Origin of the sequence: Mesorhizobium sp. B2-4-18, assembly GCF_006441385.1 — a bacterium.
GTDB lineage: Bacteria > Pseudomonadota > Alphaproteobacteria > Rhizobiales > Rhizobiaceae > Mesorhizobium > Mesorhizobium australicum.
In genome coordinates, this window is the sequence record NZ_VFUW01000004.1 from 386269 (window position 1) to 407166 (window position 20898).

Sequence of the window (20898 nt, forward strand, 5' to 3'; positions counted from 1 at the left end):
TGGGTTGGACACTCACCGCCAGGCGACGACGGTGGCGGAACGCCGTTGCGGCAGCGCCGCTATGGTTTTTGCCAAAAGGCCGCGCTATTCCTTGGCTGCGGGGGGATCCGATGGCCGAGGAACAAAAGGGATTGCGCCTGTCGCGGCGGCTGCTGCTGGGGGCGGCTGTTTTTGGCGGCGCCGTGCTGTGGGGCGGCACCACCGTGGCGCGGCTGGCGCGAGGCCCGTCAGGGCCGAAGAACACCGGACGCATCGCCGATGTAGACGGTATCGCGCTGCCGCTGAAGCCGATCGCGAGCCCGCCCGCCTTCGATCCGTCGCTGCCCTGGCTGGCCAAAGGCGGCGACATCAACGATGCCAGCGGTCTGTCGAGGACCCCGATCTATGGCGTCGTCGAGGTCAGCGAGGAAGAGCATATCGCCAAGGCGCTCGCCTTCGCGCGCGCCAACGGGCTGAAAGTGTCGCTGGCGGCCATCCGCCATTCGATGGGCGGGCATGCTTTCGACGACAATGCGCTGGTCCTGGATATGAGAAAGTTCAACAAGGTTACGGTGGACGCCGCGGCCAAGACCATGACCTTGCAGCCGGGCGCGTGCTGGCGCGACATCCAGACCATGCTGCATCCGCGCTTCGCGGTGAAGGCGATGCAGTCGACCGATATCTTTTCAGTCGGCGGCTCGCTGTCGGTGAACGCGCATGGCATGGACCATCAGGCGGGCTCGGTAGCCGGCTCCATCCGCTCGATGCGGGTGATGCTGGCGGACGGGTCGGTGACCATCTGCTCGCCAACCGAAAACATCGAGCTGTTCCGACATGTCGTCGGCGGCTACGGTCTGTTCGGCGTGGTGCTGGAGGCGACGCTCGATATCGTCGACAATGCCGTCTACCGCACCTCGCGCGAGATTATCAGATCCGACGATTTCCCGAAATTCTTCGCCGAGGTGCTGGAGCCGAACAAGGACATCGGCCTGTTCTACGGGCATCTGTCGACCGCGCCGGGCAATTTCCTAGAGGACATGATCGTCTACCGCTACGATAGAGTGGCGGAGCAGCCGCCGGCCGACCAGCCGGCGCTCGGCGAACCCGATGGCGTCGGCCTGAAGCGGGTGATCATGAACATGGCCAAATGGGGCAGCGCGTTCCAGGAACTGAAATGGTTCACTGAAAAGACGCTGGAGCCGAAATTCGAAAGCTGCACGGTGCCGCGTAGCTCGGCGCTTGCCCAGGGCGAGGCCTGTCTCGTCACCCGCAACAACCCGATGCACGATTCGGTGCCGTATCTGTTCAACGACCTCATGAACGAGACCGACATACTGCATGAATATTTTATTCCTCGCGCGAGCTATAATCCATTCATCGCGGAAGCGCGCGAGATCCTGCGCAACCAGGATCTGCCGGTGCTCAACGCCTCGGTGCGCATCGTCCACAAGGAGGACGTCGCGCTGACCTACGCGCCGGAGCCGGCCTATTCGCTGGTGCTCTATATCAACCAGCCGGCCGATGCCGATGGCAATGCCAGGATGCGGGCGCTGACGCGGGCGCTGATCGACGTGACGATCAAGCATGGCGGGCGCTTCTTCTTGCCCTACCAGCTGCACTATACGGCCAAGGAATTACTGGCGTCCTATCCCGAATTGCCGGCCTTCCTGACGGCAAAGCGGCACTATGACCCGACGGAATTGTTTTCCTCGACCTTCTACCGTGCCATCAAGGCGCTGAGCGGGACGGTGTAGACGGCATGCGGGCCGTCCTACAGGCCCGTCGGCATCAGCCCAGCCAGCCAGTTCACGGAGCGCTTTGCCGCGTCGGCGGTTGCCGAGGCGGCGCGGCCGAGATCGGTCTTGACCACGGCGTAGCCGTTCTTCGTGCGATAGAGCACGCCGGTTCCGCCGTCGACCACCTGTTCATAGGCGACGGGTCGGGCAGCGGCCGCGTCCAGGGCCGTCGTGGGCGAACCGACCGGGACGCTCGGCCGATGGCTGAGCTCTGGCGGCAGCGGGCTTTCCGTCCTGACGGCCCGGCTGGCGGGCTTCAGTTCCGGGCCCGACGCGATCGCGGCCAGGTGCGAGGAGGACGCCGAGCCCTTCGCGCGGCAGATGCCGGACACCAGCGGATAATTGAAATTGCGCTCGTGCAGGATCTGGCTCTTCATCGCCGCTTCGCAATCGGCGATGGTCGACCACTTGGCCGGCGTCTCGCCGATATATTCGCACAGCTTGGCGTCGCAGTCGCAGCCGACAATGGTCATGGCGACAAGGGCGGTCTTGATCACGGTCTCGTCCCTTCGAGATGCCCCCCGGCAGCCCAGTCAGGCATGTCGCGCCTTCAGGCCGACATGCGATCTTCCATTGCGCGCGAACAAGGCGGGATTTTGCCGCGATTGTGGAATGAGCATGACGGCTCGCCGATCCAGGCCAGGCGTGGCTGAAAAACCTCAGTAGTCGTAGACGTGTTCGAGCCTGGCGCCGGCCTTGATCAGCGACGGCAGCACCAGATGCAGCTTGCGCACGGCCACGACCATGCCGGTGCGGCGCGTCGAGGGCTCCGCCGGCAGCGGATAGCTGAAAAGGATGCGCATGCCTTCGGGAATGGCGATCGAATCGGTCGACAGCACCGTGACCATGATCTCGTCATTGCCGCCGATCTCGACAAAGGAGACGCCCTTGTCGATCAGCCGCGGGATCATGTCGGTGAACACCTGGTAGCGCCTGGTGACGAAGACGGTACCGTCCGCGCCATAATCGCGTTCCAGCAAGGTGTCGGGCTCGTTGCGGGTGGCTTCGCCGACCGGCCCCCTGGCCCAGACATGGACATCGAGGAAGGCCGGGTCGGAGGTCGCGGCAAGCGCTTTGGTGATCAGGTTGGCATAGCCTTGCTTGATGGTGTCGGCGAGACCGAAGGCAAGCTTGCGTTCGCTGGTGCGGATGGAACTGTCACCAGGCGCCGGCTGCACCGCGAACAGCCCGGCGCGCTTCTCGGCATAAGGGAACTGGTACCACGGCACCTGATCGAGGAAAGAGGCATACTCCGCGGCCACCTTGGCCTGGTAGATGTCGGCCGCCGTGCGCTTGGCTGACGTCGCCTCGGTGATGCGACCGACCGTGTTCTCATAGGCCCATTGCAGGATATGCTCGATCGAATGGCTGGTGCCGATGATGACCAGCATCTGGTGGTTGGCGTAGTTGAACCTGTAGGGAGAACTGGCGCGGATCACCGTGGCATAGTCTTGCCAGAAGCGGCCGACATAGGACCAATAGGGAAAGCCGCTCGGCTGGTCCTTGGCGACGAAACCGGCATATTCGCGCGCGGCGTAGACGATCGCCCATTCCGGGTAGGTGAGGAAGGTCGACTCCTCCGGCCGCTGGTAGCCGGGGATTTCGGCGCGCACCTTGTCGGCCAGTGCCTTGGGCGGCGCGCCGTCGGCAATGCCTGGCAGCGGCGTCCTGTCGAGCGCCGGCGTCGTCAGGAAGCCATAGGCCAGCCCGGCGATCGGGATCAGGATGACGATGACGATCAGCCAGAGGATCGCCTTGACGATGCGCTTTATCAAGCGGAACAGGAACATGGCCCGTCAGGCCGTGGCGAAGTGGTCGTAGATGCGCTTCGACAGCCAGAAGCCGATATAGACGGCGATGCCGCCAATGACGATGTGCGGCAGGTTGGCGAAGAAGCGGGCAGGGAATTCGATGTCGTTGAGGGAGCGGAAGCCGTTGATGAAGATACCGGCATCGAGGCAGCCTGAGCCGGTGATCAGCCCGAGCACGCCGTCGAACAGGTAGACCGAGCCGAACAGCTTGAAATAGAACACCGCCTGGCGATGCGAGATGAAGGCGGCGGCCAACGCCCAGACGCCGGAGAAGGCGTGCAGCAGGTCGTCGTACCATTGCAATGAGAACAGGCCGAACAGATTGCCGTCTGCATCGTTGAAGGCCGGAATGTAGCCGATGGCCACGACGCCGAAGAACAAGAACGCGTAGGCGACGGCAAGCTTCTGGATCAGCGTCATGAAGTATCCCCCTTCTACGAGCCCATTTGTAAACGCTACTCTGCCAGCCGCCTGACGCGGTTTTCTGCGCTTCCGCGTTCTACTGCACCGCAGCAGAACTGTGCTGACGGACCCAAAGGTCCGCTGTGCTTCGGTTCTCGAAAACCACGCCATCCGACTCGGCAGAGCGCGTTTTCAAACGGGCTCTGACGACGTCGAACGTTAGCTGATTTTGCCGCCGGTTGCAGCCCCAACCGGAAACACCGTAAAAATTGCGTGGGAGAGCCAAAAGACAGTCGGCGCCGGGATTTCTCCCAGCGCCTCCCTGTCAGATCAGGACACGGTCGCGGCAGCAACTTCCGTAAAGTCGTCGCGCCATGCCGGCCTTGATTTTGACGGTCCTGCCAGAAGCCACCCGAGAGCAGCATCCGTTCCAGACCACGCCGGTCTTGGCCCTCGCGGGCCTTTGCCCTGCGTGCCATCGAAGGTTTTTGCCGTCCTTCATGGCAGCATCGGTCCGCCGTCGGCGTTGGCACGCTTTCCGCGGCCCCGTAGGTCTCGGCTTCCGTCCCTTGAACAAGCAAGCCTGCTCTCGTTCCGGGCCGTACGGGCCTCAGGAAATCCGCCTTTCACTTCGCCTTTCGGCTTGATGATCGGTAGCCGCCTGAGATGGGTTCAACTTACGCCGGGTAAGGGGTTTGGGGAATGGCCGCGCCCCTGTGGATAGCGGGATTATCGGGGACCAATGCCAGAAGCCAGGGAAGTTCAAGCGCGAAAGCCTTAGACAGCCTGCCCCGCGCTTTTTGCATCCATGGCCGAACGCGCCCTTGCTCCGCCGGCCGGTACGAGCTTGAATGCCGGCAAAGGATCGGGCATCCAGGTCCGGCGCCGGGGAGGGCGAAACTTGAAGGTCGGGGTGGTGCTCAATCCGATTGCCGGCGGCGGCCGGCTGAAACGGCATTGGCCTGACGTCGCCGCCGCGCTGAAAAAACACTTCGGCGATTTCGAACTGCGCGAGACGCAGGCCGAAGGCGACGCCGAGCGGCTGGCGCTCGATCTCGCGGCAAACGGCTTCGATCTGGTGATCGCGGCCGGCGGCGACGGCACGGCGAGCGAGGTGGCCGACGGCTTGCTGCAGGTCCGCGAGGAGGGCGGCAGGACGACCGAGCTCGGCCTGCTGCCGTGCGGCACCGGCATCGATTTCGCGCGTGGCCTCGGCCTGCCGAAGGAGATCGGCGCGACGCTGGAACGGATTGCCGGGGCGAAGGCCAGGGCGGTCGATGCCGGCCGCATCTGCTATATCGACGACCATGGCGCGCTGGCCAGCCGCCACTTCATCAACATCGCCAGCCTTGGCCTGTCGGGCGCCACTGATCGCGCCGTCAATGCCGACAAGCGCAAGGGCAGGATGTCGGCCAAGGCGCTGTTCCTGTGGCGCACCGTGGTCGAGTTCATCCGCTACCGCTTCCAGGACGTGCGGATCACCGTCGATGACGGTGACGCGGTCGAGGCGCGCATGGCGCTGGTGGCGGTGGCCAATGGCAAATTCTTCGGCGGCGGCATGATGATCGCGCCCGATGCGGAACTGACCGATGGACAGTTCGACATCGTCATCCTGCGCGCGGCGGGCAAGCTGAAGCTGATCTGGGACATCCGCCTGCTCTATGGTGGGCGGCACCGCAACCATCCAGCGATCACCATCCTGCGCGGCAGGAAAGTGGTTGTCGAACCGCTCGGCGACGTCGAGAAGAATGGCGCGCTGGTCGACATAGACGGCGAGTCACCGGGGCGCATACCCGCCACCTTCGAGATCCTGCCTGGTGCGTTGCTGGTGAGATATTGAATCAAGGCACAGCCCGGCGGTGGAGCGTCTCAACGTCGTCATCCCAGGGCGAAGCAGGAGCGAAGCTCCGTCGCGGAGACCCTGGGATCCATGCCGTGATATTGGCCGAAGAGTGCGGCGGAGCCGAAATCAGCACCGTTGCAGCGCCTTGATGTTACGGGATGGATCCTCGGGTCAAGCCCGAGGATGACGAAAGGAAGGGGTGTCTCCCGCCAATCGCCGAGCCATGCAGTCCGATCGAAACTCTCGCCCGAGAAACCGGTCGAGATGTTGCAGCTCTGATTCAAATTGTTGCCGCTATGATTCTAGATGCTCGCCCAACATCTTGATTTTATTTGCTAGTTCATATTTCCAGCTTGGCCGGAAAGCCCGGCGCGCGCAGGTCGGTGCCGACGGTATCTTCAAGCAATTTGACGATCTGGGTCGACCAGGCATCGCCGCCATAAGCCGTCTTGCCTTGCTCGAAGATCGCGTTGACGCGCGACGCCAGATCGAGCGGCACGCCGGATTGTTCGGCCATGGTCAGCGCAAAGCCAAGGTCCTTCAGCGCAAGGTCCATGGTGAAGCCGATATCGTAGGAGCCGTTCAGCACCAACTGGCTTTCGGTCTCGTGGACGAAGCTGTTGCCTGAAGACGCGACGATGGCGTGGTAGGATTGCGCGAGGTCGAGCCCGCCTTGCTTGGCCAGCATCAGCGCCTCGCCGGCGGCGACCAGATGGATGAAGGCCAGCATGTTGGTGATAACCTTGATCACCGCCGCCGAGCCGATCGGGCCCATCAGGAACGACTTGGCGCACATCGCTTCGATGGCCGGGCGGTGACGCTCGTAGAGGGGGGCGTCGCCGCCGACCAGCGCGGTGATCTTGCCGGCCGCCGCCAGATGCACACCGCCGGTGACCGGGCATTCCAGCGTCTCGATCCCCTTGGCCGAGGCGAGGGCGGCCAGCCGCAAAATCTCGTCCCGGCCGTTGGTCGACATCTCGATCCAGGTGCCGCCCCTGGGCAGACCTTCCAGCAATCCGCCCGGGCCGCCCAGCACCGCCTCGCTGACTTTTGGCGAAGGCAGGCACGTGATGGCATTGCCGGCCCGCGCCGCGGCTTCGGCCGGGCTATTGGCGGCCGTCGCGCCGAGCGCGACAAGGCGCTCGACGGCGGCGGGGTCGCGGTCGACGACGGTGACGTCAAAGCCGTTGCGGATCAGGCTGGCGGCAAGATTGCCGCCGAGATGGCCAAGGCCGATGAAGGCGTAGCTTTCGCTCACGGCATCAGCGGCGTCTGCATCATCTGCAGATGCAGGTTCTTGCCGGTGTAGGGATGGGCGTCGCAGACCGCCTCGTTCAGCTCGACGCCGAGGCCCGGCTCCTTCGACGGGATGACATTGCCGTCCTGCCATTCGATCTTCTTCTTCAACAGCGTGGCGTGGAAACCGTCCCACTGCTTCAGCGATTCCAGGATCAGGAAGTTGGGCAGCGTCACCGCGAGCTGGATGTTGGCGGCACCGACGATCGGCCCGCAATAGCAGTGCGGCGCGACCTGGATGTGATAGGCCTCGGCCATGGCCGCGATCTTCTTGGTTTCCAGAATGCCGCCGGAGCGGCCGAGGTCCGGCTGCAGGATGGTGGCGGCGCGGTTCTCGATGACACGGGCGAATTCGGATTTGGTCGTCAGCCGCTCGCCGGTGGCGATCGGGATCGAAGTCGCGCGGGCGACCTGCGCCATCACTTCGGGCATGTCGGGCGGCACCGGCTCCTCGAACCACAGCGGATCATAAGGCTCGATGGCGCGCGCCATGCGCAGCGCGCCCGATGCCGTGAACTGGCCGTGCGTGCCGAACAGGATATCGGCGCGGGTGCCGACCGCCTCGCGGATCGCCTTGATCATGCGGGTCGAGACATCGATGTCGACGAGGCGCGGCTGATGGCCGTCGAAGGCGGTGTAGGGGCCGGCCGGGTCGAGCTTGACGGCATTGAACCCCTGCTCGACATATTCGAGCGCGCAAGCCGCCGCCATCTCCGGGTCGTTGTAGACATTCCTGCCATCCGGCGCGTCCTCGGAATGGACGCTGCCGGTGTGCGGATAGAGATAGGTGTAGGAGCGCAGCGTCTCGTGAACTTGGCCGCCAAGGAGCTTGTAGACCGGCTTGTTGGCTTCCTTGCCGACGATGTCCCAACAAGCCATTTCGAGTGCGGAAAAACAGCCCATGCCGGTCACGTCGGGGCGCTGGGTAAAGCCGGAGGAATAGGCGCGGCGGAAGAAGTTCTCGATGTCGTGCGGATCGTGGCCGATCAGATAGCGCTCGGCCATGTCCTCGACGAGCTTGGCCGTGACATGGGCGGAGAAGGTGGCGTTGTAGGCCTCGCCATAGCCGACCACGCCGCCATCGGTGGTGAGCTTGACGAAGATGAAATACTTGCCGCCGATGCCGGGTGGCGGGTTGCCGACAACCCAGGTCTTTACGTCGGTGATCTTCATGTGTGGTCCTCCAGAACCAGTTCGGCGCCCTTCCACCCGGTCATGACAGAGGCGGCGTTGGTGTTGCCGGTGATGTTGTCGGGAAAGATCGAGGCGTCGATGATGCGCAAGCCTTCGAGCCCGTGCACCGTGAGGCGCGGATCGACGACGGAGCGCGAGGGATCGGGTCCCATGCGGCAGGTCGAGACCGGGTGATAGACGGTGCCGGAGCGTTTCCTGAAATCGGTGATCAAGTCGGCGTCGGACCGGATCGACGGACCGGGCAGCACCTCTTCGGCGATGATCTCGGCCATGGCGGGCATTGAGGCGATCTTGCGCACGAATTTCACCGCCGACAGCATTTCCTCGACATCCGCATTGGTCGAATAGGCGTTGGCGACGATCTTGGGATAATCGAGCGGATTGCTGGAGCGGATCATGATCTCGCCGCGGCTCGATGGCCGGCAGTTGGACAGGCCGATGGAGAAGCCCGGCCACGGATCCGGCGTCAGGATCGGCCGCTCGCCGTTCTTCGGGATGAGGGTCGAGAAGGCCTGGAAATAGAGCTGCATGTTGGGGCGGGAGAAGGCCGGATCGGTGCGGAAGAAGCCGCCGCCATGATTCATCGACAGTGACAGCGGCCCGGAGCGGGTCAGGATGTACTGCATGCCGACCAAAAGCTTGCCCCACCAGGGACGCAGGATCTGGTTGAGCGTCGGCAGCTTGCCCTTGAAGGTGTAGTTGATGCCGACATGGTCCTGCAGATTGGCGCCGACATTCTCGTTGGCATGCACGACCGGGATGCCCAAGCCTTCAAGCAGCGCCGCCGGACCCACCCCGGAGAGCTGCATGAGCTGCGGCGAGTTGATCGAACCCGCGGACAGGATGATTTCGCGGCCGGCGCGGGCCGTCCTGGTCTGACCGTTCTGCAGATACTCGACGCCGACGGCGCGCTTGCCTTCGAACAGGACGCGGCTTGCCAGCGCCTTGGTCTCCACGCGCACATTGGCGCGCTTCATCGCCGGGCGCAGGAAGGCACGGGCGGCCGACATGCGGCGGCCGTTCTTGGTCGAGATCTGGTAGATGCCGACGCCTTCCTGGGCAGCACCATTGAAATCGGGATTGAGCGGCAGACCGGCCTGCTGGCCTGCGGTGAGATAGCGCTTCGTCAGCGGGTGGACGGCATCGGTGGTGTCGCTGATGTGCAGGGGACCGCCGCTGCCGCGCCATGCGTCGGCGCCGGCTTCATTGTCCTCGAGCGCCTTGAAGGCCGGCAACAGATCGTCATAGCCCCAGCCGGGATTGCCGGCGGCGCGCCAGTCATCGAAGTCTTCGCGGGCGCCGCGGATCCAGACCATGGCGTTGATCGAGCTTGACCCGCCAAGCAGCTTGCCGCGCGGCCAGTGGTCGACATTGCCGCCGAGGCCGGGATCCGGCTCGGTCTTGTAGTTCCAGTTCACCGTGGGATCGAAGAAGGTCTTGCCGTAGCCGAGCGGCATCTGCACGTAGAAGCGCCGGTCGCTGCCGCCGGCTTCCAGCACCAGCACCGAGAAGCGGCCCGAAGCCGACAGTTTGTCGGCCAGAACCGAGCCGGCCGAGCCGGAGCCGACGATGATGAAGTCATAGGTCTGCATGATGAAAATGGCGGCTCCGGAAATCTGGCGCAGCCTAGACGCCATGGGTTCGCCGCGTCGCCGCGCCTTCCGGCATCGGTTGTGAAAAAAGCGACTGGTATACCGGCCGGCTTTCGGGGAATGCCGACAATCGCGCTTGATATGCATGGGGTCGACGGACTATGCGGATAGCATCATTTCGGCATGATTTTTTCCGATAAGTCTGCAACTTTTCGGAATCATGCCCCTGGCCACTCCGCGCAAAGGCAGGAGAACCCATGCGTGTCCTGTCGGATGCTTTCATTCCCGAACTGCCGGGCTATTACAAAGGCAAGGTCCGCGAGAATTACGACCTGGCCGACGGCAGGCGTATCATCATCGCCACCGACCGTCTCAGCGCCTTCGACATCATCCTGACCTCGATCCCGTTCAAGGGAGAGATCCTCACCCGGACGGCGCGGTACTGGTTCGAGGAAACCGCCGACATCTGCCCGAACCATGTGCTGGAGTATCCCGACCCCAACGTCGTCGTCGGCACAAGGCTCGACATACTGCCGGTCGAGATCGTCGTGCGCGGCTATCTGGCGGGGACCACCAGCACCTCGATCCTGACCCGCTACCGACGCGGCGAACGGGACATGTATGGAATGCGCCTGCCAGACGGCCTGCGCGACAATGAGAGGCTGGCCGAGCCGGTCATCACGCCGACCAGCAAGGCGGCCGACGGCGGCCATGACGAGCCGCTGTCCAGGGCCGAGATCCTGGAGCAGGGCCTGCTCACGCAGGAGCAGTGGGACACGGTTTCGGATTATGCCTTGAAGCTGTTCGCCCGCGGCCAGGCGCGCGCAGCCGAACGCGACCTGATCCTGGCCGACACGAAATACGAATTCGGCACAGACAAGGACGGGGCGGTCATTCTCGCCGACGAAATCCACACGCCCGACAGCAGCCGGTACTGGATCGCGGCGAGCTACCAACAGGCGCTGGCTGATGGCACGCGGCCGGAGAGCTTCGACAAGGATTTCATCCGCTCATGGGTGACGGCGCGCTGCGATCCCTACAAGGACCCGATCCCGAGCATTCCGGACGAGATCGTCGAACAGGCCTCTGGGGTGTATGCCCAGGCTTACGAGGCGATCACCGGCAAGGCATTCGTTCCAGACATTTCCGGGGATACGGTTCTCGACCGCATCCGCGCTAACCTTGCACGTTATTTCTGAGAGGTGCGATCTCCAGGAACCGCGTTCCTCGGCGATTGGGAGAACCTTTCTGACACCGAAGCCGCTGAAAATCGCCCACAACCGGGCGTATGCCAATTCCACGCCGAGCCGTCGGCCCCCACTCCGTCGCCGCTTTGCGGCGCCACCTCTCCCCCGATCGACGGGGTAGAGGAAGGGGCGCTAGCCTTGCCCGGCCTGGCTCCTTCCTCTCCCTCCGGAGGGGGGAGAGGTGGCGCTGCGAAGCAGCGACGGAGTGGGGGAAGCCCGTTCCAGAACCCGAAGCCGCTGAAAATCCGGCACAATCGGGCGAATGCAGGGTTAGCCTATGGCCTTGGGGAGAGGAAACAGCAGCCGTCGCGCGTTGACCTATTCCCGTAGCGGCGATACGGGATCGATGACCATCACTGCTTAAGGATTCTGCCCATGGTGCAGTACGCGGACGGACGGCCGATCGGAGACCTGACGCTGCGCACCCTGGCCATGCCTTCGGACGCCAATGCCGCAGGCGACATTTTCGGTGGCTGGGTGATGGCGCAGATGGATCTTGCCTGCGGCATCCGCGCCGCCGAGCGCGCCAGGGGCCGCGTGGTGACGGCGGCGGTCAAGGAAATGTCCTTCGCCAAGCCGATGAAGATCGGCGACACGCTGTGCATCTACACCCATGTCGAACGCGTCGGCCGCACCTCGATGACGCTCAAGGTCGAGGCCTGGGCGCAGCGCTATCTTTCCGACCTGATGGAAAAGGTGACGCACGCCGATTTCGTCATGGTGGCGCTCGACGGCGAGGGCAAGCCGAAGGCGGTTCCGGCCGAGAGCTGATTCGACACCGCCAAGCCCGGGCATTTGTAACATCGCCCGAGCGAAGCGATGCGTTCAGCGACATGCTGCCGTTGCCTTCCACGCGCAATTCTCCCGGACACCGGAGGAAGACAATGCGTCAACACCTGTTGAACGGCTGGCTTGCGGCTGCTCTCATGGCCCTTGTCTGCCTGCTCGGTATAACCGCTTACGCCGAAGTCAAACAGGACCTTGGGCGCACCGCCTGCCTGCATGACACGACGGATGCGAAGCAGCGAACAGCGACGTGCACGATCTGCAGCCAGACGCCTTGCTTGGCGCGAAGGGCCTGACTGGCTGCCGTTGGAATGTGGGTTACCGTCGAGAGGGGGGCCGGGCGCGTCGGGCCGGCATCGAGCGCCATGGACTGTTTCCAAGTCGCCTTCAGGTCCAGTCGCTTTCAAGGAGCCGTGACTTCGCTTGGGCAGCTAGAGCCGCTCAGTGCAGGTCCCGAATCCCTTGCCGCGCATGGGCTTCAGGCGTGCATGTCGTCGAATCTGGCGCGTGCCGACTGGACACGCTGGGTGTTCTTGCGGGCCCATTCGCCGAGCGCGCCGACCGGCACCAGCAACTCGTGACCGAGCTCCGTCAGCTCGTAATCGACGCGCGGCGGAATGGTTGGAAACACCTTGCGGGTGATGAAGCCGTCACGCTCCAGGCCGCGCAAGGTGGTGGTCAGCATCTTCTGGGAGATGCCGCCGACGGCGGCGCGCAATTCGTTGAAACGCAGCGGTCCGCCGCCCAGCTTGCCGACCACGAGCACGGTCCATTTGTCCCCGACGCGCTGCAGGATTTCCGACACGGCGCGGCAGTCCTCGGTGTTATGCGGGTGCCTCAGTAACAAAAACGTGCCTCCTTGCGCATCAAATTGTCAGTATCACATATAGCGCCGGTATCCAAACGATACCAAAAATTCCCGCAAGGAGAGCCCCTTATGTCCAAGCCCAAAATCGCCATTGTCATCGGTTCGACGCGCGCTGCCCGCTTCGCCGACGTGCCGACGCAGTGGATCGCCAAGATCGCCAAGGCACATGCCGACATCGATGTCGAAATTGTCGATCTGCGCGACTTTCCGCTGCCCTTCTTCGATGAGGTCGCGTCTTCCGCCTGGGCGCCCTCGCAGAACGAAGTCGCACAGCGCTGGCAGAAGAAGGTCGCCGGATTCGACGGCTTCATCTTCACCGCCGCCGAATACAATCACGGCCCGACGGCCGTGCTGAAGAATGCGATCGACTACGCCGCCAACGAGTGGAACAAGAAGCCGGCCGGCTTTGTCGGCTATGGCAGCGTCGGTGGCGCCCGCGCCGTCGAACAGCTTCGTCTCCACGCCGTCGAATTGCAGATGGCGCCGGTCAAGTCCGCGGTCCATATCGCCTGGGGCGATTTCCTGGCCGTGCGCCAGGGCGAGAAGAAGCTCGAAGATCTCGAGCACCTGAACCAGGCCGCCACCGCGCTGGTCAACGACGTCGCCTGGTGGGCCAAGGTGCTGAAGGCCGCCCGCGCCGCCGATGCCGTCGCCGGAGAAGCCCAGGCGGCCTGATCCGCCGGATCGGATTGTCCTCCCAAGGGATACGGGGCGGCGCTTGCGTCGCCCTTTTTTCGCGTTCCTGCAAGGAGTTGCGGCTGCGCGAAAGATCTGCATGCAACGCCGCGCCGCCCCTCAGCGCCTCGCAAGCAGGTGAGAGTGCCGCAGACACAGCGCTCTTGCGAAGGCGCCCGTCCCGGGAGCCGCGTGCTCGTCCTTTGCCCGAAGAGGGCGGCTCGACCGGCAAGGTCGTGCTGATGCCTTAGTTCCCGAAGGTGCTCGTCGGCAGACTGCCACCTCAAAGGGCGGTCGTCGGTCCAGGTCGGGTCGGCTCCGAATATCGAACGGCTCAAATACCCGCGATCGCGAAAAGCCAGGCCAGGATGTCGAACAACAGAAGGACCAGCGCAATCTGCAATGCCACCCGAAGCCGCTGGATAATGCGCCAGTTGCTGACCATGTCCGCCTTGATGCGAAGGGCGAGCGCGCGCTGCATGGCCGACATGTTTGCCGGCCTGTCGCCGTCGACATATTGATGGAGCAGCTCTTCTGGGTCGAAGCGGAACGTGTATTTGTGGTAGGGCCAAAGCAAGAAGACGATCAGCCCGCCGATGACGAACAGCAGAACCACCGCGATCCAGTCCCAAAGCCCAAGCCCGTCGGAAAGCGCCCTTCCGCCAAGCAGCGAGTTGGCGAACGCAGTGGCGAAGATGAGGCTGCCAGCGCGGGCGTTCATGTTCTCGACGAGGTTCTGCTGGTGATTGAGGCCTCTCACTGCCTCCTGATAAATGAAGGCAAGGCGGGGATCGCCGTCGGCAAGGTCGCTCGCGACTGCTGTGTTGCTGTCTGCTCTATTGGCAGATTCGTTCATAAGGGTGCTCTATAGCGCGCCAGTGCTGCGTCATCCTAACTCAAATCTCTTGCCGCCAAAACGTTGGCCGTACAGGACAGCTCCTCGACTCTTCCACCGGCCTCCATTTATGGGCCGACTGTTTTTGACGGCACTCTGGCGGAGATCTTTGATCTCCAGGATCAGATCGCCTCAAACGTAGTCGGCGCAATCACGCCGAAGGTCGAGGAGGCTGAAATCGAACGTGCCAAGCGCAAACCGAGATCTTTGCGCTCGCAGCCGAACTACGCGAGCGCGATGCGTGTCGCGATGGCAAGTCATGCCTTGGCGGGACAGCTTTCTGAAGCGGAGAAGATGCGCGCCTGCGCGAACTCGATCCCACATTGCGGCTTTCGGAACTCGCGGAGGTGCTGCCCCGTTTCAACGGGTGGAAGACCGCGACAACTATATCGAGGGCCTTCGGAAGGCGGACTTGCCAGAATTGCGCAAAAGCCGGTCCGTCATGCCATGGCCGAAACTCGATGCTCAGATATCCGCTTTCGCGGTCACGCGCCGCTAGACAAGCCGGCAATGGTTGGCGGGCTCGCTGCGAGCTTCCCCAGCCATTCCACAAGTCGCCATGGTTGGACCGCCATATCGGCGGGGCTGCCATCTGGCCCCGCCGGTCTGCCCTGATATATCCGGCTGCGATCCGTCACATGAGGGGCCTCGTGAAGTCATCCAGCCTGGCAGGCGCCGTTTCTCCCATGATCCCGGTGCTTGTCTGCGCGCTTGGCATCTTCCTGCTGTCGGGGATGGACGCGGCGATGAAGGTCCTGGTCCTTGCCGTCGGCGTCTACAACACGGTGCTGTGGCGCAGCATGCTCGCGACCGTGGTTGCCGGCGCCGGCTGGTCGGCGGGACCGCGCACGCTGCCCAAGCCTTCCGTGCTCAGGCTGCATGCGCTGCGTGCCGCGGTCGTCGGCTTTGTCCTGCTGTCCTTCTTCTGGGGGCTTGCCAGGCTGCCGCTGGCGGAGGCGATCGGGCTCAGTTTCGTGGCGCCGCTGTTCGCCCTGCTGCTGGCGGCGTTGCTGCTCGGCGAACGCATACAGCGTCAGGCGATCTGGGCCTCGCTGGCCGGCATTGCGGGCGTCGCAATCATCGTCGGCGGACAGTTCGGGCAGACAAGCCATGCCAGGGATGCCTTGCTCGGCACGGCGGCGGTGCTGGTGTCGACGGTGTTCTATGCCTACAATCTGATCCTTGCGCGGCAGCAGGCGCTGGTGGCCAAGCCGATCGAGATCATGCTGTTTCAGAACCTTTGCGTGGCGGTCTTCCTTGGTCTCGCGGCGCCCTGGCTGGCCATTGCCCTGCCGCGCGAGCTCTGGCTTCCGCTCGCCGGCGTGACGGCGCTGTCGCTCGCCGGCCAATTCCTGATGAGCTGGGCCTATGCGCGGGCGGAAGCGCAGTATCTGATCCCGACGGAATACTCCGCCTTCATCTGGGCGATCGCACTTGGCTTCCTCTTCTTCGACGAGGCGGTGACCTGGACCACGCTGGCGGGAGCGGGTCTCATCGTCACCAGTTGCCTGATCGCGGCACGCTCAAATCCCAGGCTTGCCGAGCCGATCGAAGCCGCTCTCTGATGGCCTAAGCTTCCCGCCCACCATGCGCCGAGGAGGGGGGCTGATGGGCTCGGAGGGGTAGCCGTCATCTAAGTAGATCATTCATCTAAGTAGATCCTTTGCAATTTCTAGTTTATACACCATTTTACTAAATATCTTTGCTTAAGCGCCGCTCTTTTCCCGAATAATAAGTATATGTCTTCCGAAAGATCGATGTTATGGTGGATTGTGCAATGATTCCCCGGAACGAAATCGTTCCTTTCAGCATTGATCCGACGTGGCCATCCGGAAGTCGTAAGCGAACGGTTCGAGGCGGCCAGGCCTCACGAGGAGGGTGTATCCGATGAGCTTCTTCGTCAACGCCGTGGGTGTTCCTCTTCCCTATAGCGGCACGTCCAACCACTGGTTCTCGGCGCCTGGGGCCGGGCCCGACCTGTATGGCAGCGCGGGAAATGACTCGTTTTACGGAGCGGGCAATCTCAACGTCACCATGCATGGCGGCACGGGCGATGACATCTATTACCTCTATGGGGCGGGCAACAAGGTGGCCGAGGGCGCCGGGGCAGGCATCGACACGATCAGCACATGGATGAGCTACAAGCTCCCCGCCAATGTCGAGAACCTCATCGTCACAAACCCCAATAACTACGCTTTCGGAAACGGGTTGGACAACATCATCACCGCCAAGGCCGGGCACCAGACGATCGACGGCGGCGCGGGAAACGACGTGCTGATCGACGGCGGCGGCGGTTACGACACGTTCGTCATCTCGAAAGGCAATGGCAGCGACCTGATCGCGAATTTTGCCGCCACCGACACTGTCCGCCTCAACGGCTACGGGTTCACGTCGTTCGACGCGATCCATTCCAGCATGATCCAGGCGGGGTCGAATGTGCTGTTGAACCTCGGATCAGGCGAGATCCTGGAGTTCAAGGACACGACCATCGACAAGATGCAGCCCGCCCAGTTCGAATTGCCGATCGACATGTCCGGCATGAAGCTGTCCTTCAGCGACGACTTCAACGCGCTCAATCTTCACAACGCTCAGGGCGGCACGTGGGATACCAACTTCTCATGGGGAGCGCCGAACGGCAGCACATTGGCCAGCAATGGCGAGCTGCAATGGTACATCGACGCCAATTACGGGCCGACGAGTTCCGTCCACCCGTTCAGCGTGAATAACGGCGTGCTCACCATCACCGCCGCGCAGGCGCCGGCCGACATCAAGCCGCTGATCAACAACTACGAATACACGTCAGGTATCCTCAATACGCACAGCACCTTCTCACAAACCTACGGCTATTTCGAAATGCGCGCCGACCTGCCTGAGAACGCCGGCGCCTGGCCCGCCTTCTGGCTGCTGCCGGCAGACGGCTCGTGGCCGCCGGAACTGGATGTGGTCGAGACGCGCGGGCAGGACCCGAACTCGTTGATCATGACGGCGCATTCGAATGAAACGGGAACCCACACCAAGGTGACGTCGACGGTAAACACCATGGATACCGCCGGCTTCCACACCTATGGGCTGCTGTGGACGCCGGACAAGCTCGTCTGGACTTATGACGGTGTCCAGGTCGCGGAAGCGGCGACGCCATCCGATATGCACAAGCCCATGTACATGCTGGCCGATCTCGCGGTCGGCGGTCTTGCCGGCGCGCCTCCCGATCATCTGGCGACGCCTGCCGAGATGAAGATCGACTATATCCGCGCCTATACGCTGGACAACGCGCCGGCGAGCGCTTTGCACACCACCACCAGCACCGCCACGCATAGCATCGCCAGCAGCACGCTGCACGGCGGTTCCGAATTCGGGGGCCACGCGTAAGGGCCGGGATCATGCAGCGGCGGGAAATGCGGAAATGACTGGACCGTCCGGCCTGCGTCCGGTCTTCCTGCGCGCTATCGCCGATGTCGGCGTCTTCTCGCTGCTGATCAACATCCTGCTGTTGGTGATTCCGCTCTACCTGCTGCAGGTGTACGACCGCGTGCTGCCGTCCTCCAGCGTCGAGACGCTTGTCTATCTGTCAGCTATCGCGGTGCTCGCGCTCGCCTTCCTCGGGCTGCTGGACGCGATCCGCGCCGTTTACACGCAGCGCGTCGCGGCGACCGTCGACCGCAAGCTGGGTGCCAGCACCTTCGCCGTTTCGCTCGGCGCGAGATATGCCGGCGGCCTGTCGCCGCTGCGCGATCTCGCTTCGGTCTGCGCCTTCATCAGGTCACGCGGCGTGGCGGTGCTGTTCGACCTGCCTTTCGCCCCTGTCTTCCTCGCCTTGCTCTATCTCATCCATCCGGTGCTGTTCTGGGTAACGGTCGCCGGCGCGGTGCTTCTGCTATTCCTCGTCGTGGCCAACCAGCTTGCGATCGGCAGGAACGATGCCTTGTCCGCGGAGCGTTCGGCGTTGGCCAGCCAGGCGGAACAGGCCTTTGCCCGCAATGCCGAGACGCTGCGAGCCATGGGCATGGTGCGGAATGCCTCGCTGGTCTGGGGACGGCACGTGGCGGCGGCGCTCACTTTCCATGACCGTTCCTCGAGCGCCAACGCGATCTTCAGCGGCGCCTCGCGGGCGCTGCGCATGATGCTGCAACTGGCGATCCTCGGCGCCGGCGCATGGCTGGTGCTGCAGGGGCAGATGACGGCCGGCATGATCTTCGCCTCCTCGCTGGTGTCGTCGCGCGCGCTGCAGCCGCTCGACCAGCTGATCGGCGCCTGGCGGCAGATCGCCGACGCGCGGCGGGCGTGGACGCGGCTGGAAAAAGCGCTCGCAATGCGTCCGACGGAGCCGCGAAAACTGATCCTGCCCGATCCGGCCGGCGCGATTTCCGTGCAGGACGTCTTCTTCATGGCGCCGAACGCCCAGCCCGGCACGGAACCCATCCTCAAGCGGCTCAACTTTGCGATCGGCGCGGGCGAAGCGCTGGCCGTCGTCGGCCCGAGCGGGGCCGGCAAATCGACACTGGCGCGGTTGCTCGTAGGGGCCGCCCAACCGACCGGCGGCTCAATCAGGATCGACGGCGCCGACCTCAGGACCTGGGACGAAAGCCAGCTTGGAAAGCATGTCGGCTACCTCGCGCAGGAGGTTGAGCTCTTTCCTGGATCGATCGCGCAAAACGTCGCCCGCTTCGACCCGCAAGCGGACGACGCCGCGATCGTCGAGGCGGCAAGGCGCGCCCAGGTGCACGAGCTGATCCTGGCGCAGCGCGACGGCTACCAGACCATGATCGGCCCGTCGGACAGGGCGCTGTCGGGGGGCGAGCGCCAGCGAATCGGCCTGGCGCGCGCCTTCTACGGAAATCCGCGGCTCCTGGTACTCGACGAGCCCAGCTCCCATCTCGACGGCAGCGGCGAGGCCGCGCTCGAGGCGGTGCTTTCGGCCGCGCGAGCGGCGGGCGTCACGGTCATCGTGGTCACCCATCGCCCTTCGATCGCCGCCGCTTGCGCCCGCGTGATGCTTTTGCGCGGCGGCATGGTCGAAGCCTTCGGCCCTGGCGACGAGGTGCTGCGGCGTTCGGTCATCGGCAAGGCCCCCCAGCAGAGCACGGTGGTGACCGGGTCATTCGTCCCGACAATCCGCGCGGGTGGCAGTTTCGGATCGTGAGATGACGACACAGAGCCTCGCCTGGGACAGCCAGCCGCGCACCGACATAAGACGCGTGGCCCTGACCGGCTACGTCGCCATAGCGGTGCTGGCGGGCGGCTTCGGCTATTGGGCCGTCAGCGCTCCCTTGTCGGGAGCGGTGATCACGCAAGGCACGATCTCGGCGACCGGCGGAAACATCCGCATCCAGCATCGCGAGGGCGGGATCATCAGGGAATTACCGGTCCATGAAGGCGATCGCGTGCAACAGGGCCAGAACCTGGTCGTGCTGGACCCAACGGCCGCGCAGGCCGAGCTCAACCGGCTGGTGAGGCAGTCGATCGCGCTCAGGGCAAGTGCGGCGCGGCTGGAGGCGGAACGCGACGGGTTGGACAGGATGGCGCCCATCACCGAAGCGGCGCCGGCACCTTTCCAGCACGATTTCGAGATCCTGGTTCGCGAACAGCAAAAGGAATTCGACGCCAGGCTGGCCCGGTTCCGGTCGGAAAAATCGATCCTGGCACAACGCGTCGCCATGCATCGGCAGTCGGTGGTGGGGTTGCAGGCCCAGCAACAGGCCATTCAGCAGCAAGCCGACGTCGTGAAGAACGAACTCGGCATCAAGACCGGCCTGCTGGACAAGGGCCTCACCAACCGCACCGAGTACTCCCAGCTATTGCGCAGCGAGGCCGATCTCGTCGGGCAGGCCGGGGCGCTGGAGGCCAATCTGGCGACGGCCAACACCCAGATCGTCGAGGCCCAGGAGCAGATCGAGCGCCAGACCACGCAACGCGTCGAGGAGGCGCTGACGAAGCTGGACGACGTTCGCTCCAATCTGGCCGATGTCGAGGAGCAGACCAGGGCGGCGGAGGCGGTGCTGCGGCGCACGACGATCAAGGCGCCGGCGGCAGGCATCGTGGTGTCGTCGGCCTATAATTCCAAGGGAAGCGTGATCGCCCCAGGCGAAAAGATCATGGAGATCCTGCCCACGGCATCGGGCCTCGTCGTCGATGCAAGGCTGCGGCCGAAAGACCTCGATCAGGTCCGTGTCGGCCAGCCGGCGAAGCTGCGGCTGTCGGCCTTGAATGCGCGGCTCACTCCCGAGGTCTCAGCCACGGTGGCGCAAATCTCAGCGGACCGGCTCGTCGACGAGGCAACGCATGAGCCCTATTTCCGAGCCAAGCTGAGGATCGCGGCCGACCTGCCGCCCGGCGTAAAGCCCGAGCAGCTTTATCCCGGAACGCCAGTCGAGGCGTTCATCAACACCGGTGATCGGACTTTCCTGGAGTATCTGGCACGGCCGATGCTCGATTCCTTCGCCCGCGCCTTTACCGAGCGGTAGAGCTCGCGGTCCGCGCAGTATATTGGCCGCCGTCGAGGGCCGCCGGACCGAAA

At 63.8% G+C, this 20898-nt stretch carries 17 protein-coding genes and 1 pseudogene; 10 read left to right on the plus strand and 8 right to left on the minus strand.

Annotation, left to right across the window (positions count from 1 at the left end; translation table 11 throughout):
- The first annotated feature begins 110 nt into the window (after nt 1–110).
- The gene (locus FJ527_RS12565) at nt 111–1733 is read left to right on the plus strand and encodes an FAD-binding oxidoreductase (protein ID WP_140823231.1); all 1623 of its coding nucleotides are present in this window, start codon (nt 111–113) and stop codon (nt 1731–1733) included.
- 17 nt (nt 1734–1750) lie between these two features.
- On the opposite strand, the gene FJ527_RS12570 is transcribed toward FJ527_RS12565, so the two are convergent.
- The 3 genes from FJ527_RS12570 to FJ527_RS12580 all read right to left on the minus strand — a co-directional run bounded on the left by FJ527_RS12570 (nt 1751) and on the right by FJ527_RS12580 (nt 4006).
- Nucleotides 1751–2272 carry a hypothetical protein gene (locus FJ527_RS12570; RefSeq protein WP_140664885.1) on the minus strand — a complete coding sequence of 174 codons (522 nt, stop codon included), beginning with the start codon at nt 2270–2272 and terminating at the stop codon, nt 1751–1753.
- A 162-nt stretch (nt 2273–2434) separates the two neighbouring features.
- Entirely contained in the window at nt 2435–3565 is a 1131-nt protein-coding gene (locus FJ527_RS12575) for a hypothetical protein (protein ID WP_140823232.1), read from the minus strand.
- A 6-nt stretch (nt 3566–3571) separates the two neighbouring features.
- The gene (locus tag FJ527_RS12580; protein WP_140617720.1) at nt 3572–4006 is read right to left on the minus strand and encodes a hypothetical protein; all 435 of its coding nucleotides are present in this window, start codon (nt 4004–4006) and stop codon (nt 3572–3574) included.
- 883 nt (nt 4007–4889) lie between these two features.
- On the opposite strand from FJ527_RS12580, the gene FJ527_RS12585 reads away from it, so the two are divergent.
- Nucleotides 4890–5828, plus strand: a complete 939-nt coding sequence (locus tag FJ527_RS12585; RefSeq protein ID WP_140823233.1) for a diacylglycerol kinase family protein — start codon at nt 4890–4892, stop codon at nt 5826–5828.
- Nucleotides 5829–6171: 343 nt separating this feature from the next.
- On the opposite strand, the gene FJ527_RS12590 is transcribed toward FJ527_RS12585, so the two are convergent.
- Genes FJ527_RS12590 through FJ527_RS12600 form a run of 3 tightly spaced genes read right to left on the minus strand, consistent with a single transcriptional unit; the run spans nt 6172 to nt 9913 of the window.
- Nucleotides 6172–7089: an NAD(P)-dependent oxidoreductase gene (locus tag FJ527_RS12590; protein ID WP_140823234.1), complete on the minus strand. Its 918-nt coding sequence runs from the start codon at nt 7087–7089 to the stop codon at nt 6172–6174.
- Nucleotides 7086–8300: a mandelate racemase/muconate lactonizing enzyme family protein gene (locus FJ527_RS12595; RefSeq protein WP_140823235.1), complete on the minus strand. Its 1215-nt coding sequence runs from the start codon at nt 8298–8300 to the stop codon at nt 7086–7088. The genes FJ527_RS12590 and FJ527_RS12595 overlap by 4 nt, the downstream gene beginning before the upstream one ends.
- Nucleotides 8297–9913: a GMC family oxidoreductase N-terminal domain-containing protein gene (locus FJ527_RS12600; RefSeq protein WP_140823309.1), complete on the minus strand. Its 1617-nt coding sequence runs from the start codon at nt 9911–9913 to the stop codon at nt 8297–8299. Before FJ527_RS12600 ends, FJ527_RS12595 begins: the two co-directional genes overlap by 4 nt.
- A 257-nt stretch (nt 9914–10170) precedes the next feature.
- Here FJ527_RS12600 and FJ527_RS12605 point away from each other — a divergent pair, with 257 nt between their 5' ends.
- Complete coding sequence (locus FJ527_RS12605) at nt 10171–11112, plus strand: phosphoribosylaminoimidazolesuccinocarboxamide synthase (RefSeq protein WP_140823236.1); 942 nt, start codon at nt 10171–10173, stop codon at nt 11110–11112.
- A 423-nt stretch (nt 11113–11535) separates the two neighbouring features.
- The gene (locus FJ527_RS12610; protein ID WP_013893544.1) at nt 11536–11931 is read left to right on the plus strand and encodes an acyl-CoA thioesterase; all 396 of its coding nucleotides are present in this window, start codon (nt 11536–11538) and stop codon (nt 11929–11931) included.
- Nucleotides 11932–12424: 493 nt separating this feature from the next.
- On the opposite strand, the gene FJ527_RS12620 is transcribed toward FJ527_RS12610, so the two are convergent.
- Entirely contained in the window at nt 12425–12793 is a 369-nt protein-coding gene (locus tag FJ527_RS12620; RefSeq protein WP_015316139.1) for a helix-turn-helix domain-containing protein, read from the minus strand.
- A 90-nt stretch (nt 12794–12883) separates the two neighbouring features.
- Between FJ527_RS12620 and FJ527_RS12625 the strand changes: the two genes are divergently transcribed.
- Entirely contained in the window at nt 12884–13489 is a 606-nt protein-coding gene (locus FJ527_RS12625; RefSeq protein WP_015316140.1) for an NADPH-dependent FMN reductase, read from the plus strand.
- A gap of 334 nt (nt 13490–13823) precedes the next feature.
- On the opposite strand, the gene FJ527_RS12630 is transcribed toward FJ527_RS12625, so the two are convergent.
- Nucleotides 13824–14345 carry a hypothetical protein gene (locus tag FJ527_RS12630; protein WP_015316141.1) on the minus strand — a complete coding sequence of 174 codons (522 nt, stop codon included), beginning with the start codon at nt 14343–14345 and terminating at the stop codon, nt 13824–13826.
- A 74-nt stretch (nt 14346–14419) separates the two neighbouring features.
- Here FJ527_RS12630 and FJ527_RS29570 point away from each other — a divergent pair.
- The 5 genes and pseudogenes from FJ527_RS29570 to FJ527_RS12655 form a co-directional block, all read left to right on the plus strand.
- Nucleotides 14420–14585, plus strand: a pseudogene (locus FJ527_RS29570) (CadC-family transcriptional regulator); the annotation flags it as partial.
- A 437-nt stretch (nt 14586–15022) separates the two neighbouring features.
- Complete coding sequence (locus FJ527_RS12640) at nt 15023–15949, plus strand: DMT family transporter (protein ID WP_140823238.1); 927 nt, start codon at nt 15023–15025, stop codon at nt 15947–15949.
- Between the two features lie 322 nt (nt 15950–16271).
- Nucleotides 16272–17753, plus strand: a complete 1482-nt coding sequence (locus FJ527_RS12645) for a family 16 glycosylhydrolase (RefSeq protein ID WP_140823239.1) — start codon at nt 16272–16274, stop codon at nt 17751–17753.
- Between the two features lie 34 nt (nt 17754–17787).
- On the plus strand, nt 17788–19524 hold the full coding sequence (locus tag FJ527_RS12650; protein ID WP_140823240.1) for a type I secretion system permease/ATPase: 1737 nt from the start codon (nt 17788–17790) through the stop codon (nt 19522–19524).
- Between the two features lies 1 nt (nt 19525).
- The gene (locus tag FJ527_RS12655; protein ID WP_140789629.1) at nt 19526–20845 is read left to right on the plus strand and encodes an HlyD family type I secretion periplasmic adaptor subunit; all 1320 of its coding nucleotides are present in this window, start codon (nt 19526–19528) and stop codon (nt 20843–20845) included.
- Nucleotides 20846–20898 lie beyond the last annotated feature (53 nt).